The organism is Luteimonas sp. Soil_C_16, assembly GCF_057657295.1.
In genome coordinates this window covers 176,382-192,530 of record NZ_JBDGIS010000002.1, presented here as the reverse complement: position 1 = coordinate 192,530, position 16,149 = coordinate 176,382, and the positions used below count along the sequence as shown (strand labels likewise).

The 16,149-nt window shown below is 63.9% G+C and carries 11 protein-coding genes; 5 read left to right on the top strand and 6 right to left on the bottom strand.

What is annotated here, in order from left to right; all coding sequences use genetic code 11:
• Positions 1-123 precede the first annotated feature (123 nt).
• Positions 124-1,407 carry a cell division protein FtsZ gene (gene ftsZ, locus AC3A5T_RS04645; protein WP_487627569.1) on the top strand — a complete coding sequence of 428 codons (1,284 nt, stop codon included), beginning with the start codon at positions 124-126 and terminating at the stop codon, positions 1,405-1,407.
• A gap of 446 nt (positions 1,408-1,853) precedes the next feature.
• Positions 1,854-2,762, top strand: coding sequence for a UDP-3-O-acyl-N-acetylglucosamine deacetylase (gene lpxC / locus AC3A5T_RS04640; protein ID WP_487627568.1), 909 nt, complete (start codon positions 1,854-1,856; stop codon positions 2,760-2,762).
• Between the two features lie 213 nt (positions 2,763-2,975).
• On the opposite strand, the gene AC3A5T_RS04635 is transcribed toward lpxC, so the two are convergent.
• Positions 2,976-3,443: a DciA family protein gene (locus AC3A5T_RS04635; protein ID WP_487627567.1), complete on the bottom strand. Its 468-nt coding sequence runs from the start codon at positions 3,441-3,443 to the stop codon at positions 2,976-2,978.
• An 8-nt stretch (positions 3,444-3,451) separates the two neighbouring features.
• On the opposite strand from AC3A5T_RS04635, the gene AC3A5T_RS04630 reads away from it, so the two are divergent.
• From AC3A5T_RS04630 to AC3A5T_RS04620, 3 genes are all read left to right on the top strand, one after another.
• Complete coding sequence (locus AC3A5T_RS04630) at positions 3,452-4,363, top strand: M23 family metallopeptidase (RefSeq protein WP_425497281.1); 912 nt, start codon at positions 3,452-3,454, stop codon at positions 4,361-4,363.
• A 394-nt stretch (positions 4,364-4,757) separates the two neighbouring features.
• Positions 4,758-7,511, top strand: a complete 2,754-nt coding sequence (secA, locus tag AC3A5T_RS04625) for a preprotein translocase subunit SecA (RefSeq protein WP_487627566.1) — start codon at positions 4,758-4,760, stop codon at positions 7,509-7,511.
• Positions 7,512-7,748: 237 nt separating this feature from the next.
• The gene (locus AC3A5T_RS04620; RefSeq protein ID WP_487627565.1) at positions 7,749-8,696 is read left to right on the top strand and encodes a Nudix family hydrolase; all 948 of its coding nucleotides are present in this window, start codon (positions 7,749-7,751) and stop codon (positions 8,694-8,696) included.
• A gap of 690 nt (positions 8,697-9,386) precedes the next feature.
• Here the strand turns inward: AC3A5T_RS04620 and coaE are convergent.
• The 5 genes from coaE to AC3A5T_RS04595 all read right to left on the bottom strand — a co-directional run bounded on the left by coaE (position 9,387) and on the right by AC3A5T_RS04595 (position 16,023).
• Positions 9,387-10,001, bottom strand: coding sequence for a dephospho-CoA kinase (coaE, locus tag AC3A5T_RS04615; RefSeq protein ID WP_487627564.1), 615 nt, complete (start codon positions 9,999-10,001; stop codon positions 9,387-9,389).
• Between the two features lie 13 nt (positions 10,002-10,014).
• Positions 10,015-10,878 (bottom strand): prepilin peptidase, encoded by an 864-nt coding sequence (locus AC3A5T_RS04610; protein WP_487627563.1) that lies wholly within the window; start codon positions 10,876-10,878, stop codon positions 10,015-10,017.
• 25 nt (positions 10,879-10,903) lie between these two features.
• A complete protein-coding gene (locus AC3A5T_RS04605) occupies positions 10,904-12,178 on the bottom strand; it encodes a type II secretion system F family protein (protein WP_487627562.1) in 1,275 nt (424 codons plus the stop codon).
• A 135-nt stretch (positions 12,179-12,313) separates the two neighbouring features.
• Complete coding sequence (gene pilB, locus AC3A5T_RS04600; RefSeq protein WP_487627561.1) at positions 12,314-14,038, bottom strand: type IV-A pilus assembly ATPase PilB; 1,725 nt, start codon at positions 14,036-14,038, stop codon at positions 12,314-12,316.
• Between the two features lie 176 nt (positions 14,039-14,214).
• Positions 14,215-16,023 (bottom strand): hypothetical protein, encoded by a 1,809-nt coding sequence (locus AC3A5T_RS04595; RefSeq protein WP_487627560.1) that lies wholly within the window; start codon positions 16,021-16,023, stop codon positions 14,215-14,217.
• Between the last annotated feature and the right edge of the window lie 126 nt (positions 16,024-16,149).

Genomic DNA, 16,149 nt, shown 5'->3' with positions numbered 1-16,149 from the left:
GGGATGCGGCGGGCAGGGCGACGGCGACAGACGCAAGTGCGGCAGGCGGTACCTAAACCAATAGATGCCGGGAAGGACGTGGACACCACGCCGAACCCGGCCCAAACCCAGAGGACGACGGACATGGCACATTTCGAACTGGTCGAGAAGATGGCTCCAAACGCGGTGATCAAGGTCATCGGCGTCGGCGGCGGCGGCGGCAACGCGGTCGCCCACATGGTCAACAACAGCGTCGACGGCGTGGAGTTCATCACCGCCAACACCGATTCGCAGGCGATCAAGAACTGCGGCGCGAAGCTGCAGCTGCAGCTCGGCAGCAGCGTCACCAAGGGTCTGGGCGCAGGCGCCAACCCGGAAGTCGGCCGTCAGGCCGCACTCGAAGACCGCGAGATCATCATGGATGCGCTGCAGGGCGCCGACATGGTGTTCATCACCGCCGGCATGGGCGGCGGCACGGGCACCGGCGCAGCGCCGGTCGTAGCGCAGCTCGCCAAGGAGATGGGCATCCTGACCGTCGCCGTGGTCACCAAGCCGTTCCCGTTCGAAGGCCGTCGCCGCATGCAGGTCGCGCTCAAGGGCATCGAAGAGATGTCGGCGCATTGCGACTCGCTGATCACCATTCCCAACGAGAAGCTGATCACCGTCCTCGGCCGCAACGCCACGATGATCCAGGCCTTCCGCGCCGCCAACGACGTGCTGCTGGGCGCCGTGCAGGGCATCGCCGACCTGATCGTCCGTCCGGGCCTGATCAACGTCGACTTCGCCGACGTGCGCACCGTGATGTCGGAAATGGGCTTGGCGATGATGGGCACCGGCAACGCACGTGGCGACGACCGCGCGCAGGCCGCCGCCGAAGCCGCGATCCAGAATCCGCTGCTCGACGACGTCAACCTGGCCGGCGCCAACGGCATCCTGGTCAACATCACCGCCGGCGCGGACTTCACGATGGCCGAGTTCGACGAAGTCGGCCGCACCGTCGAGAACTTCGCCAGCGAAGACGCGACCATCGTCATCGGCACCGTGCTCGATCCCGACATGCAGGACGAAGTCCGCGTGACCGTGGTCGCCACCGGCCTCAACCGCGCACCCGCGCGCGCCACCGGCTACAACGGCGACAGCGCCGGCCGCGGCAAGCCGCAGGTGCAGCTGATCAGCAACAACCAGCGTGGGTTGCGCGACGGCACGACCGGCATGCTGATCGACGACGAGTCCGACGCCGTGGCCCCGTACAGCCCGGGCCACAGCATCGCGGCCTCGCTGCGCGGCAACGGTGGTGGGGCGTCGGCGGCCTCGCCGCTGCGTGGTGCGACCCGCGCCGAATCGTCGGACGCGCCGAAGGCGGCCGAATTCGGCAGCGACAGCAGCTACCTGGATATTCCTGCTTTTCTGCGTCGCCAGGCTGACTGATGCCATCCATGGCGCAGATCATCGGCTCCGGCAGATCCGGCCCGGCCATCCATGGCCAGGCGCGCGACGAAGCGCGAGGCAGTGCCTCGCAAGCGCTTCGTCTCGCCCTGCGCCGCCAGGCTGACTGATCCGCGTCGATCGCGGCAGTCCGTCGTGCGCGCACCGTTGAGCGGTGCGCGGCGATGGCGTGCCGCCGCATGGCGGATCGTCCTCCCGCCATGAAGCTTTGCCCGGCGTCGCGTTGTCCGCGCGGCGCCTTTGGGTCCACCGGGGTTCCCGGTGGACCGTTTTCCGGCGCTGCCGTGCGGATTTCCGCATGCATCCAGCGTTCTGAAGCACCGCCGCGCTTTCGTTCAGGTTCAGGCGGTGCCGTGATAATCTGCCCCCCGGTTCCGATGACAGTCCTATGACGGACACGCGGATCCTCCCTCCCTGCGGACTCCCCCATGCCCCGCCAACGCACCATCAAGAACGTGATCCGCGCGACAGGCGTCGGCCTGCACAGTGGCGAGAAAGTGTTCCTGACGCTGCGCCCGGCGAGCCCCGACACCGGCATCGTGTTCCGCCGTGTCGACCTGGACCCCGTGGTCGAGATTCCGGCTGACGGCAACCTCGTCACCGAAACCACGTTGTGCACCGGCCTGAGTTGCGGCCCGGCCAATGTGCAGACCGTCGAACACCTGATGTCCGCGCTCGCGGGCCTGGGCGTCGACAACCTCTATATCGAACTGTCCGCGGCCGAAGTGCCGATCATGGACGGCTCGTCCGGTCCTTTCGTGTTCCTGCTGCAGTCGGCCGGTGTGGTCGAGCAGGACGCACCCAAGCGCTTCATCCGCGTGCTCAAGCCGGTGGAAGTGCGCGAAGGCGACAAGATCGCGCGCTTCGAGCCCTACGACGGCTTCAAGCTCGACTTCACCATCGCCTTCGATCACCCGGCGATCCCGGTCGCGCAGTCGCGCGCCGAGGTCGAGTTCTCGACCGAGGCCTACATCCGCGAAGTCAGCCGTGCGCGCACGTTCGGCTTCATGCGCGATCTGGAATACATGCGCGAGCGCAATCTCGGCCTCGGCGGCTCGATGGACAACGCGATCGTGCTCGACGAATTCCGCGTGCTCAACGACGACGGCCTGCGCTACGCGAACGAGTTTGTGCGTCACAAGATCCTCGACGCGGTGGGCGATCTGTATCTCGCCGGTCACCCGATCCTCGGCCGTTTCGTCGGCTACAAGTCCGGCCACGCGCTCAACAACAAGCTGGTGCGTGCATTGCTGGCCGAAGCGGATGCGTGGGAGAAGGTCAGCTTCGACCAGACCGCGCCCGCGCCGGTCGCCTACGGCACGCCCGCGATCGCCTGATCCGCGGCATTCAGCTTCGGCAATCTGCGATGAACTTCTTCGACATCAAGTCGGACTGGTTCAGGGCTCGCCGCGCAGATAACAGAAATTTAACTTTGAATTTCTGAATCTTTAATTTTCAGTTAACTTCCCGACGACGCACCGCCGGTAGGATGCCCGCTCCCCTTCACCCGACGTCGACGTCGGTGACCAGGGGAAGACGGATCTCCCGACTCATCGCGTCCCGTTGTCGTCGTCATCAGGCGATTGCAACGAGGCCAGCGCGGCTGCCACGGCCCTGCGGGCCACGGCGGACGGCGGTGTCGGACGTGCGCGGCCTGCATCGACTTCCGGTCGAAGCGGTCGGGTCGAGGTCCTGATCACGATGTCGCTGACATCCAGCCCGATGGACCGGGCGGCGTCGAGCAGCACATCGGCCGACAGGCGCAGCCTGGCGTGCCAGATGGGCGAATCGACGAGGAAGACCAGCCTGCTGCCATCGACATTGGCCAGCCGCGCATGCGGCGCCAGCGACGGGGGGAGCAGGGGAACGAGGCGGCGGTCCAGCGCGTCGAGCCACATGGCCCGGCGGATCGGATCGGCCGACGCACCACCCAGTGCCGCGTCCAGCGCGGCCGTCGGAATCCCGCTACGGGATGCACCGATGCGGGGTGGCTTGGACCTGGACCTGAAATCAGACATTGGCACGCATGACTCTAGATTCGTTGTTGAATGATATGCGCGGCCGCGCTGCGCAGGTGGCCGCCAAGGCCCGCGCACTCGCGGTCCGCAAGCCCCTTACCGTCATGACCGCCGTTGCGGTCGCCAGCCTGTGCGGCGGCGCCGCGCTCAATGCCGCCGAAGTCGCGCGCATGCACGGCGTGGCCTCGGCGAACGAGCAGGGCATCGAAGACACCCGCCGCGACGCGCAGCGCGAGATCAACGCACTCGCTGCCCGCATGGGCGAATTGCAGGCGCAGGCAAACCGGCTCAATGCCCTCGGTGACCGCCTCGCGCGTGGCGCGGGCCTGGAAGACGGCGAGTTCGATTTCGACCGTCCGGTTGGCCAGGGTGGTGCGGAACCGGCGCGCGACATGCCGGCCCGCAAGCTGATCGGCGGCATGGACGCGCTCGACGGCGATCTCGCCAACTCCGGCCAGCAGCTCTCCGTGCTCGAAGCGCTGCTGTTCGATCGCCGGATCGAGCAGAACGCACTGCCGTCGCGCTCGCCGGTGGCGAGCAGCTACGTGACCTCGTCCTACGGCTATCGCGCCGACCCGTTCGGTCGCGGTGGTCAGTTCCACAAGGGCATCGACTTCGACGCCCGCACCGGCGACCGCGTGATGACCGTCGCCGATGGCGTGGTCAGCTACTCGGGCGTGCGCAGCGGTTACGGCAACGTGGTCGAAGTGGACCACGGCAACGGGTATGTGACCCGCTACGCGCACAACTCGCGCAACGTGGTGAAGGTGGGCGACCTGGTCCGCGTCGGCGACGAGATCGCCAAGGCCGGCTCGACCGGCCGCTCGACCGGTGCACACGTGCACTTCGAAGTCTGGGAGAACGGTCGCGTGCAGAACCCGCGCAAGTTCCTCGGCGACATGGGCGTCAGCCGGCAGTAATTTTTTTTTGCCTGCCTCCGCGAGCGGAGCAGTGGACCCTTCACGGGTCAAAGGCCGGGACGGGCCGAGCCTCTCGCTTGCAAGCGTGCGGGTATCGCGTTCGAGATGGTGCCCAGATCACGCGCTCCGGTCCGCGCTGATCGCCACCATCCAACCCGCCCCCACGCCGCCGGGGCGGGCTTCAGTCCGCTGACGCAGATGACGTCCCGCTCGCCACGTCGTGTGCGGTCGACGGTCGGTCGCGCACGAGCGGCGAGTCGCTTGAAAACGCCGCTGCGCTCCCCAAGCTACAATGCGTGTTGCCATCGAGGGGCGCCAGGCGCCCTTTTTCTTGTTTGCGGATTCGGGGGAAACCGCCCCGGGCCGCGTTCCGTCTCCAGAACCCGGACTTCCAATGCTCAATCGCCTGCTCACCAGCGTCTTCGGTAGCCGCAACGACCGTTTCGTCAAACAGCTCGAGAAGATCGTTGTGAAGATCAACGCGCTCGAGCCGCAGATGGAGGCGCTGTCGGACGCCGAACTGCAGGCCAAGACCCCCGAGTTCAAGGACCGCGTCGCCAAGGGCGAAACGCTCGACAAGATCCTGCCCGAAGCCTTCGCGGTCTGCCGCGAGGCCAGCAAGCGCGTGCTGGGCATGCGGCCCTACGACGTGCAGCTGATCGGCGGCATGGTGTTGCACATGGGCAAGATCGCCGAGATGCGCACCGGTGAGGGCAAGACCCTCGTCGGCACGCTGCCGACCTACCTCAATGCGCTCGAGGGCAAGGGCGTCCACGTCATCACGGTCAACGACTATCTGGCGCGTCGCGACGCCGCACAGATGGGCAAGCTCTACAACTGGCTGGGGCTCACCGTCGGTGTGATCTGGCCCGGCATGCCGCACGGCGAAGCCAAGCGCGATGCCTACCGTGCTGACATCACCTACGGCACCAACAACGAGTTCGGCTTCGACTACCTGCGCGACAACATGGCGCTGTCGAAGGCGGACCGGTACCAGCGCGGCCTCAACTACGCGATCATCGACGAGGTCGACTCGATCCTGATCGACGAAGCGCGCACGCCGCTGATCATCTCCGGCCCGGCCGACGATTCGCCGGAGCTCTACATCAAGGTCAACCGCATCGTCCCGTCGCTGGTCCGCCAGGAAGCCGAGGACGGCGACGGCGACTTCTGGGTCGACGAAAAGGCCAAGCAGGTCCACCTGTCCGAAGCCGGCCAGGAACACGCGGAAGAACTGCTGCGCAAGGCCGGCATCCTCGGCGAAGACGACAGCCTGTACGCGCCGCAGAACATCCACGTCGTGCATCACCTCAATGCTGGCCTGCGCGCGCATGCGATCTACCAGCGCGACGACCACTACATCATCCGCGACGGCGAAGTCATCATCGTCGACGAGTTCACCGGCCGTACGCTGCCGGGCCGCCGCTGGTCCGACGGCCTGCACCAGGCGGTGGAAGCGAAGGAAGGCGTGCCCGTACAGCGCGAGAACCAGACGCTCGCCAGCATCACGTTCCAGAACCTGTTCCGCATGTACGGCAAGCTGTCGGGCATGACCGGTACCGCGGATACCGAAGCGTTCGAATTCGAAAGCATCTATTCGCTCGAAGTCGTGGTGATCCCGACGCACCGCCCGATGATCCGCAAGGACGCACCCGATGCGGTGTTCCTCAACCGTGCCGGCAAGTACCGCGCGGTCGCGCGCGAGATCCAGGCCGCCAACGAGCGTGGCCAGCCGGTGCTCGTCGGCACGACGTCGATCGAGGTGTCGGAACTGCTGTCCGAGCATCTGCGCAAGGAAGGCATCCACCACGAGGTGCTCAACGCCAAGCAGCACGAGCGCGAGGCGACGATCATCGCGCAGGCCGGTCGTCCGGGCGCAGTGACCATCGCCACCAACATGGCCGGCCGCGGTACCGACATCGTGCTCGGCGGTTCGCTCGAAACCGAACTGGCGACGCTGGAAGCCGAGACCGGTGTGCCGGTCGACGACGCGACGAAGGCGAAGCTGCGCAGCGAGTGGCAGGTGCGCCACGACGCGGTCAAGGCGGCAGGCGGCCTGCACATCATCGGCACCGAACGCCACGAATCGCGCCGCATCGACAACCAGCTGCGCGGCCGTTCCGGCCGTCAGGGCGATCCGGGTTCAAGCCGCTTCTACCTGTCGCTCGAAGACAACCTGATGCGCATCTTCGCCGCCGACTGGGTGCAGAAGGTCATGGCGCGCATGGGCCTGCAGGAAGACGACATCATCGAGTCGCCGCTGGTCACCAAGCAGATCGCGAACGCGCAGCGCAAGGTGGAAGCGCACAACTTCGACATCCGCAAGAACCTGCTCGACTTCGATGACGTCAACAACGACCAGCGCAAGGTCATCTACGGCCAGCGCGACGAACTGCTGGATGCCGAAAGCATCCAGGAGAACGTCGACGGCATCCGCGCCGATGTGGTCGCCGGTATCGTCGGCCGCTACGTGCCGCCGCAGTCGATCGACGAACAGTGGGACCTGCCGGGTCTGGAGTCGGAGATGGACCGCGAGTTCAGCGTGCGTCTGCCGCTGACCGAGATGGCCAAGACCAGCGAGGAACTCGATTCCGAGCAGATCGCCGAGCACGTGCAGAAGGAAGTCGACCGCCTGTTCGCCGAGAAGGAAGCCTCGCTCGGTGACGAGACGATGCGCATGCTCGAGAAGCACATCATGCTCAACGTGCTCGACCAGGGCTGGAAGGAGCACCTGGGCCGCATGGACTACCTGCGCCAGGGCATCCACCTGCGCGGCTATGCGCAGAAGCAGCCGAAGCAGGAGTACAAGCGCGAAGCCTTCGAGCTGTTCTCCGAGATGCTGGACAAGGTCAAGCACGACGTCGTGACGATGCTGGCGCGCGTACGCGTGCGCAGCGAGGACGAGATCGCCGCGCTGGAAGCCGAAGAGCGTCGCCAGGTCGAAGCCAAGCTCAACCAGGCCCAGTTCCAGCACGCCGACGCCGGCGGCTATGGCGCCGACGAAGAAGCGGAAGACGTGCGCGCCGCCGCCGCGTCGCAGGGTGCGCAGGCGCCGATCGTCCGCGACGGCGACAAGGTCGGCCGCAATGATCCGTGCCCGTGCGGCAGCGGCAAGAAGTTCAAGCACTGCCACGGGCAGTTGAGCTGAGTTCCGGGTAGTGGTTCTCGGCATCTCTCCCTCCGGGAGAGACCTGAGCCAGGGTCGACGCGGAAAACGCGTCGGCTGCGGGCAAGGCGCCCATGGAGCCCTGCAAGCCGGTCTTGCCTGGAGCTCAGGGCGCCGGGGACCGACCATCGCATCGGATGCGAGCCTGACCATCGCGATGGCTGGCAAACCGCCCGCACCCCGCCTAACCTGACCGCCCTCTCCGAACTTCCGAGCGGCATGAGCGAACGCGTCATCGAGGTCGTCGCCGGCGTCATCACCGACAAGCGCGGCCGGATCCTGCTGTCGCGCCGCACGCCCAATCGCGACATGCCGGGTCTGTGGGAGTTTCCAGGCGGCAAGCGCGAAGCCGGCGAAACGCCCGAGGCCGCCCTGATCCGTGAGCTCGACGAAGAGCTGGGCATTCGCGTCACCGTCGGCCCGCCGCTGATGGCGGTGCCGCAGCGGTATCCGACCAAGCGCCTGCGGCTCGACGTCCGTCACGTCACCCACTGGGACGGCGTGCCCAACGGGCGCGAAGGGCAGGCGCTGGCCTGGGTCGCGCCCGAGAAACTCGGCCGCTACTCGATGCCGCCGGCAGATCTGCCCGTCGTCGCCGTGCTGCAGACCCCCGACCGCTATCTCGTGACGCCGGCTCCCGGCGACACGGACGCGCCTTGGTTGCAGGCCCTCGATGACGCCCTGCGACGCGGCATCCGGCGGATCCAGCTGCGCCTGCCGGGCATCCCGGACGAGCGCCAGAATGTGCTCCTGCAGCAGGCTGCCATCCGCTGTCGCAGACGCGATGCACAACTCCTGTTCAACGGCTCCGTCGAGACCGCGCTCGCGGCCGGCGTGGGCGTCCATCTGAAATCATCCGCCCTCCAGACCCTCGCCAAGCGCCCGGTTCCCGAAGGTACGTTGCTGGCAGCCTCCTGCCACACGGCGGACGACCTGTCCTACGCCGCGCGCCTGGGCTGCGACTTCGTCGTCCTCGGGCCTGTCGCCGAGACCGCCACCCACCCCGGCGCACCCGGCATCGGCTGGACGGCCTTCACCCGCCTGCGCGAGATCACGGCTTTGCCTATCTACGCCATCGGCGGCATGACGCCCGACGACATCCCCGAAGCCCGCCGCCACGGCGCCCAGGGCATCGCCGCGATCCGGAGCCTGTGGTCGCCCGGCTGAGCGCATAGCGCGTTGCGTGAGCATTCGTAGGATGGGTAGAGCACAGCGAAACCCATCGCGCGCATCAGATGCAGACGATGCGGGTGTCCGACCGCACACTGGAAAACAGTTCCGGTCCAGTCCGTCTTGCCCCGGTAGTGACTCCGCAGCAGCCTCAGAGAGCTGTAGCGCGTCAGCTGCCCGCACACCTCACGAGAGCGCGGGCGAACGCTTTCTAGCGATGGCAGTCATTGAAGCGCGCTGCGCCACGCGCAAGCGACGCACATCACAAATCAGCGCAGCCATGCAGAGCCCCTCTCCCCCTGGGAGAGGGGTTGGGGTGAGGCGAATGCTCGCGGTAATGCCTGGCCGGAACGACGCTGCACTCGCACCTGACACCAGGGGTTTGCTTCCACGAGCGCAGGCAGATCGCATAGGCACGCCATCGTCGGAATCGAGTGACGTCAGTAAAGACGTCCGCTTGCCGACGTGCCGCGGTGAGACGCTCTAGCCGGTGCCCCCGATCGGTGCGAATGAGCAGGGCGCAATCGATTTTGTGTGAGGTGCGGCTTTTCGGCGAACGATGGGTTTCGCTCCGCTCGACCCATTCTGTAAACGTCGGCAGGCGACACTGACGCTCAGGCAGAGGCGACACTGACATTCGAACTGAGGCGCAACTAACGTTCGGGCTGAGACGCATCGCCCTTCGGCTTACGATCCCGGAGCCGTTATCCCGCGATACTTTCGATCTAGCAGATCAACCGCTGCATCCAGCACCGCGAGCGTTCCGTCATTGACGATCACATCATCCGCAATAGCGAGCCGCGCCTCGCGCGACGCCTGCGCAGCCACCATCCGCTCAGCCAGAATCTCGTCGATCCCGTCGCGTGCAAGCAGTCGTGCCAGCTGCAGATCACGCGGCACGTCGATCACCAGCACGCGATGCAACCACGGATACGCCGCGCGGCCGCCCTCGGTCAGCAACGGAATCGCCGCGACCGCATAGGGCCCTGGCGCCGCCTCGCAAGCGGCCCGCAACGCAGCGCGCACACGCGGATGAATGATGGCTTCCAGTCGCACACGGGCCTGCGGATTCTCGAAGATCCGGCGCCGCATCGCGGCGCGATCGAGACTGCCGTTCTCTGCGAGCGCCTCCGCCCCGAACGCATCGACGACCGCCGCCAGTCCAGGACTGCCCGGCGCAACCGCCTCGCGCGCCGCGAGGTCCGCATCCGCGACCACGATGCCGCGTCGCTCGAACGCCTGGGTCGCCGCGGTCTTGCCCGAGGCGATCCCGCCGGTCAGGCCGATGATCAACGCACTCATCGCAACGCTGCGGTCAGCCGAGGCCGGCGAGCTGTTTGTAGCTGTCGACCAGATCGTGACCCCACATGAAGGTCACCCAGCCCGCGATGGCCAGATACGGCCCGAACGGGATCGGCGTCGACCGATCACGGCCCTGTACGGCGAGCATGATCGACCCGATGATCGCGCCGGCCACGGCCGACAGCAGGATGATCGGCAGCAGCCCGCTCAACCCGCACCAAGCACCGAGCGCGGCCAGCAACTTGAAGTCGCCGTGCCCCATGCCTTCCTTGCCGGTGGCCTGCTTGAACAGCCACCAGACCGTCCACAGGCTCGCGTAGCCCACCACCGCGCCTAGAAGGGCCGGTTTCGCGGGCATGTAGAGGTTGTCGAGACTCGCGATCAGTCCCAGCCACATCAGCGGCAAGGTGAGCGAGTCGGGCAGCAGCTGCGTCCGCACGTCGATACCGGACGCCGCGACCAGGAATCCGGTCAGCACCAGCGCCCCGAAGCCCTGCCAGCCGAACCCGAAGCGCCACACGCAGGCCACGAACAGCAGCATCGTCAACAGTTCGACCGCCGGATACTGCGCCGAAATCGGCGCCTTGCAGCTGCGGCACTTGCCACGCAGCGCCAGCCAGCTCACGACGGGAATGTTCTCGTACCACGACAGCTGATGGCCGCAATGCGGGCAGTGCGAACGCTCGACGACGATCCCCGGCGGCGGCGGATCGTATAGCTCCGGCTCCCCCAGCATTTCCCGAGAATCACGCTTCCACTGCCACTCCATGCGCCGCGGCAGGCGCAGGATCACGACATTGAGGAAGCTGCCGACGAGCAGGCCGAAGCCGGCGGCGAGCGGGAAGCCCAGTGCGGGGTTCTGGTCGAGGAACGCCATTACGCAAACAACGCTTCAAAGAACATCAAACAACCGCGCCCAGCTTGAAAATCGGCAGATACATGCCGACCACCATGCCACCGACGATGGTGCCGATGAATACCATGATCATCGGCTCGAGCAGGCTGCTGAGCGCGTCGACTGCATTGTTCACCTCTTCCTCGTAGAACTCGGCCACCTTGAACAACATGGTGTCGAGCGCACCGGCCTCCTCGCCGATTGCGGTCATCTGCACCACCATATGAGGGAAGAGGTTCACCTGCTTCATTGCCATGTTGACCTGGTAACCCACGGACACATCGTCTCGGATGCGCAGTACGGCCTTCTCGTAGACCGTGTTTCCTGTTGCGCCGGCAACGGTTTCCAAAGCTTCCACCAGCGGAACGCCTGCCTTGAACGTTGTGGCGAGGGTTCGAGAGAAGCGTGCAACGGCAGCGTTATGAAGAAGCTGGCCGATGACAGGAATCTTGAGAAGCATTCGGTCGATGCCGTGCTGCAGGGAAACCGACCGCTTGTAGAGGAACAAAAAGCCCCAGATGCTTCCAACGATGATGAGAAGCGCAACCCACCAGTACGAGACCATGAAACGACTCGCCCCGACGATAAGTTGTGTGAACGCCGGGAGTTCTGCGCCGAAATTGGAGAACACAGCCTCGAATTGAGGCACTACGAAGATCAACAAGATTGCGCTGACGATGATCGCGACCGCGATGACCGCCGCCGGATAGAAAAGCGCTTTTTTGATCTTGCCTTTTAGCTTCTCAGTGTTCTCTTTGTAGGTCGCAATGGTGTCGAGCACGGTTTCCAGAACGCCTGCTGATTCGCCTGCTCTGACGAGGTTCTGGAACAGTTCGTCGAATTGCACAGGGTGCTTTGCAAGCGCTTCGGTGATAGAGGAGCCGCCTTCGACATCCAGCCGCATGGTGTTGAGCATCTTCACCATCCGAGGATTCTTGTTTCCATTTCCCACGATCTCCAAGGCCTGCACGACGGGGACGCCCGATTTGATCATCGTCGCGAACTGTCGGCTAAAAACAGCGATGTCCTTGGCAGTAATCTTTTTGCCGGCGGCTCCGAAAAGCGGCTTCGACTTGGCCTTGATGACACCAGGCTGGATTCCTTGGCGGCGAAGCTCTGCGCGAAGCATATTGACGTTCTTCGCCTGCTGCTCGCCCTTCATCTTGACGCCGCGCTTGTCCAGGCCCTCCCAGACAAACGTGTCCAGCGTGACGCCTTGGCGGACAGGCTGCGCTGGTCGCTTCGCAACGGTTTTGCGGGCGGCTGTGCGGGTGGTGGACATGCAAGTGTTCCCCAGAAAACCGGCTTTCCCCAGCCGGACGGTTGGCCGCATGGTAGCGGCTCATTCGAGACGTGTCAGTTGAACCGTGAATCGCCCGTTCTATTCAGGATGCATGGAGTGACGGCCTACGTTCGGTCAGTCCTTCGTCACCCGATTGATCTCCGCGAGGCTCGTGAGTCCTTGCCTTGCTTTTTCCAATGCGGACTTGCGTAAATCATGGACGCCTGCCCGCTCAGCGACCTCTGCAATCTGCATTGCGTTTCCGCCTTGAAGAATGATCTCCTGGATCTTCTCGCTCATGGGCATGACCTGGTAGACACCCACCCGTCCCTTGTACCCGTTGGTGCACTCGTCGCAGCCCACAGCCTCGTAGAGTTCGATACCGCCTCGAACCTGGTCTTCGGAGTAGCCCTCTGCCAGCAATGCGTGGTCGGGAAGGTCAACCTTCTTCTTACACCGTGAGCACAGGCGCCGCGCCAGCCGCTGTGCGATGACCAAGGTAACTGAACTGGTGATGTTGTACGGCGCGATTCCCATGTTCATTAGACGCGCGATGGTCTGGGGCGCGTCGTTGGTGTGCAGGGTGGACAGCACCATATGGCCGGTCTGCGCCGCCTTGATGGCAATCTCGGCCGTTTCAAGGTCGCGGATTTCGCCGACCATGATGATGTCCGGGTCCTGTCGCAGGAAGGAACGCAATGCCGCAGCGAAGGTCATCCCGCGCTTGTTGTTCTGCTGCACCTGATTCACGCCGGGTAAGCGGATTTCCACCGGATCCTCGGCCGTCGAGATGTTTCGGGTCTCATCGTTGAGAATGCCCAGCGCGGTGTACAGGGACACCGTCTTGCCCGAGCCCGTCGGGCCCGTCACCAGCACCATGCCGTAGGGCTTATGGATCGCTTCGAGGAACAGCTTTTGCTGTTCCGGCTCGTAACCCAGCTTGTCGATGCCCAGTTTGGCCGCACTGGCATCCAGAATACGAAGTACGACCTTCTCGCCGAACAGCGTGGGTAAGGTGCTGACGCGGAAGTCGATCTGCTTGGTCTTCGACAGGTTCAGCTTGATACGGCCGTCCTGCGGAACCCGCTTTTCGGCGATGTCCAACTGTGCCATGACCTTGAGACGCGCAGTAATCCGGCCATTGAGCTTGACCGGCATTTTGGCAACCTGCTTGAGGATGCCGTCGATGCGCAGACGCACCCGGTAATCTGTTTCATAGGGCTCGAAATGGATGTCCGATGCGCCGCGTTTGATCGCGTCAACAAGCACCTTGTTGACGAACTTGACGATCGGCGTGTCGTCCTTGCCGTCGGCCACGTTCTCAAATTTGCCGGGGTCTTCGTCGGTTCCGACATCCAATCCCTCCAGACCCTCGGAGTTCTCTAGCGCGTCGCCGAAGCTGTCCGAAGATTGCAGCCACATCTCCAGCGTCCGCTTCAGGCTCTCCTCGTCCACAAGAAGCGGCTCGACCGTGAGGTTGGTGTGGAATTTGATCTCGTCAAGCGCATGCGTATTGGTGGGGTCTGCGATGCCAACAAAAAGCCGACCTCCTCTCTTGAACAGCGGCAGAACCGCGTGCTTCTGAAGCAGATCCTCACTGACCAGCTTTACTGCGCTAGCCTGCCCATCCATGGACGCCGGATCGAAAATCGGCATCCCGAATTCGACCGAATTGGCAGCGGCCATCTGCGCTGCGCTGACCAGCTTTTGCTCGCGCAGATAGGCGGCGATCTGCTTACGTGCCGAGGTGGCTTTGTCCAAAGCCTCCCGCGCGGCCGCCTCATCGAGTGCGCCGTCCAGGACAAGACGGCGCGCGATGCCGGTAATGCCGACTAGATTGACGGTCGGAACTGCGCTCATCTTGATGACTCCTGCGGAATGATTGGCACTCTACCGCAGCCAGCGCGGCTAGCAAGATGGAGCGTTTGGCTCCGGGAGCTTGTCGGTTGCGTGTTGCGGCTCATCCGAGATTGACCGATTCAGGCGCAGGGCGTCCCGCGCAGCACATTCGTCGTCGCGTTTTTCGGAGGGGGCAGCTAGTGAGCGGCGTCCGAACCCGCCTCCAAATGGTCGTGGGTCGACTTGGCCTGGGAGATCGTACGTTGAAGATCCCACAGTCCCCAGACATCCCGACTGGGCTTGGTCCGGGCATGAAGGTCGATGCGTGTCCGGCCCGCAACCTGCCCCAGATAGATTTGGGCTTCCTCGAGTCGACCTGCACCGACGAGTGCGTCCACCAATTGCCGACCTACTTCTGGATCCGCACCGGGCTGCCAAGCAAGTATTCCTTGGTCGGCTGCCTGATTCGGCAGGTCGGCGTTGGCGTAGAAAAGGGACGCCAGGTAGCGCAGGGCGCTTTTGAATTCGGTGGTGTTAGGTTGGGACGTCGCTCGGTCTGCCGCCTCGCGGAGACCGTCCGCCAACACTTCCGCCGTCAATGGGCCGCACCCGTACTGAATGCGTTGCTGGTTGATGATGTGGAACATGTAGAAAGTCCCGAGATCGACCTTGTCCCTGATCCTCGCAACCGCTGCTCGAAAGTCAACAGGGTCGGCATACTGAAATGCGCGGCACTGCAAGGAGATTCTGCCCAGAGCTGCCTGCGTTTTCTTGATCGGATCATCGGACAGGCCCAAGCGTTCGAAGGCTTCGAAGGCCTCTTCGAACCGGCCCATATTCGCCGATGTACTCGAAAACGCGACTACCGCGCGAAATGATTCCGGGTTGCCTTTTGCAGCAGCGGCGGTGAGGGTGTAGACGTCCTGCCATACGAGATTGCGCCCGAGCGTCTGCGCGCTCAACGCAAGCAGGCCACCAGCAACGAGAAGTGTGCTTACCCGACTGACGTGCATACCCCGCGCTTTCAGATATGACAGTGCAAGCGCGATCAGTGAAAAGACGCTCAAGAAAAGCCAGATTCCATTCGCGTAATTACGATGCTCGTAATACAGTTCGATCGGCGTGTAGCTGGCTTCGACCGAATGCCCGATGAGAAAGAGCAACCACCCCGCGAGTGCTGCCGGTGCCGATCGGCGAACTTTCCAAAGCAATGCGGTCACGGCGACCAAGGCCACCAAGGCAATCAGTGTGCTGATGGGTGCAGTCAGGCTGCGGGACGGCGCAAAGCCGTCGCCGAAGATTCCCATTGAGGGCGAATAGGGAACGAGCAGCATGCGAATGTAGTCCCAGAGCACGCGCGGTGCGGACAGCATTTTCTCCCCAGCAGTGAAGTCGTAAACGGAGAATGCGGTGTCCAGCTGATCCCTTATGAAAAATGGAAGGATCAATGCAGCGCTGGCAGGAAGCGCGACCATCGAGGCATAGAAGATTCTGGTAGAGCGTCTCCAGCACTGGACCTGTTGGAACCAGCAGAGCTCTACTATCAAGCAGAGAGCGGGCAGGACAATCGCGTTCTGCTTGCCTTGAACAGCGAGGAACGTGAAAAGCGGGGCGCCGATCCAGAGCAACCGCATGCCCCGCTGCTCTTCCAGTCGACCATTGATCATTCGCTCGCGGATCACAGCGTAGGAGAGCAGGCCTGCAAGTGTCACAAGCATTGCGACCTGCGCCATCCGCTGTATCGGGTACAGAACAGTGCTGACATTCAATGGATGAAGCAGCCATATCGCAGTAATGATGCAAGCGATCACGCTGGCATTGGGCGCAAGCTGCACATCTCTGCGCAAAAACTTCCGCAGAAGAGCAAACGCTGCGCCACCACAGGCAAGGTGGACCAGCAAATTTCCGAACTTAAAACTGAAAGGCGTAAACCCGCCGATCTCTGCGTTCAAGGCTAGCGTCGCATAGGCAAGTGCTCTGTGAGTATGCCAACCGGTGTTGCTCATCAGGACGTCTTGCAGGGTGGCATTTCCCTCTATCCAGTGCCGGACGGGTAGAAGGCCAGGAGCATCGTCCATCAAGAAAGGGCCTGGAAATCCTACCCAATAGATGAAGGCTGTGACGACCATCGC

Excerpts from the sequence above, each read along its gene's own strand:
- ftsZ (WP_487627569.1), top strand. The coding sequence starts at position 124 with ATGGCACATTTCGAACTGGTCGAGAAGATGGCTCCAAACGCGGTGATC.
- lpxC (WP_487627568.1), top strand. The coding sequence starts at position 1,854 with ATGCCCCGCCAACGCACCATCAAGAACGTGATCCGCGCGACAGGCGTC.
- AC3A5T_RS04635 (WP_487627567.1), bottom strand. The coding sequence starts at position 3,443 with ATGTCTGATTTCAGGTCCAGGTCCAAGCCACCCCGCATCGGTGCATCC.
- AC3A5T_RS04630 (WP_425497281.1), top strand. The coding sequence starts at position 3,452 with ATGACTCTAGATTCGTTGTTGAATGATATGCGCGGCCGCGCTGCGCAG.
- secA (WP_487627566.1), top strand. The coding sequence starts at position 4,758 with ATGCTCAATCGCCTGCTCACCAGCGTCTTCGGTAGCCGCAACGACCGT.
- AC3A5T_RS04620 (WP_487627565.1), top strand. The coding sequence starts at position 7,749 with ATGAGCGAACGCGTCATCGAGGTCGTCGCCGGCGTCATCACCGACAAG.
- coaE (WP_487627564.1), bottom strand. The coding sequence starts at position 10,001 with ATGAGTGCGTTGATCATCGGCCTGACCGGCGGGATCGCCTCGGGCAAG.
- AC3A5T_RS04610 (WP_487627563.1), bottom strand. The coding sequence starts at position 10,878 with ATGGCGTTCCTCGACCAGAACCCCGCACTGGGCTTCCCGCTCGCCGCC.
- AC3A5T_RS04605 (WP_487627562.1), bottom strand. The coding sequence starts at position 12,178 with ATGTCCACCACCCGCACAGCCGCCCGCAAAACCGTTGCGAAGCGACCA.
- pilB (WP_487627561.1), bottom strand. The coding sequence starts at position 14,038 with ATGAGCGCAGTTCCGACCGTCAATCTAGTCGGCATTACCGGCATCGCG.
- AC3A5T_RS04595 (WP_487627560.1), bottom strand. The coding sequence starts at position 16,023 with ATGAGCAACACCGGTTGGCATACTCACAGAGCACTTGCCTATGCGACG.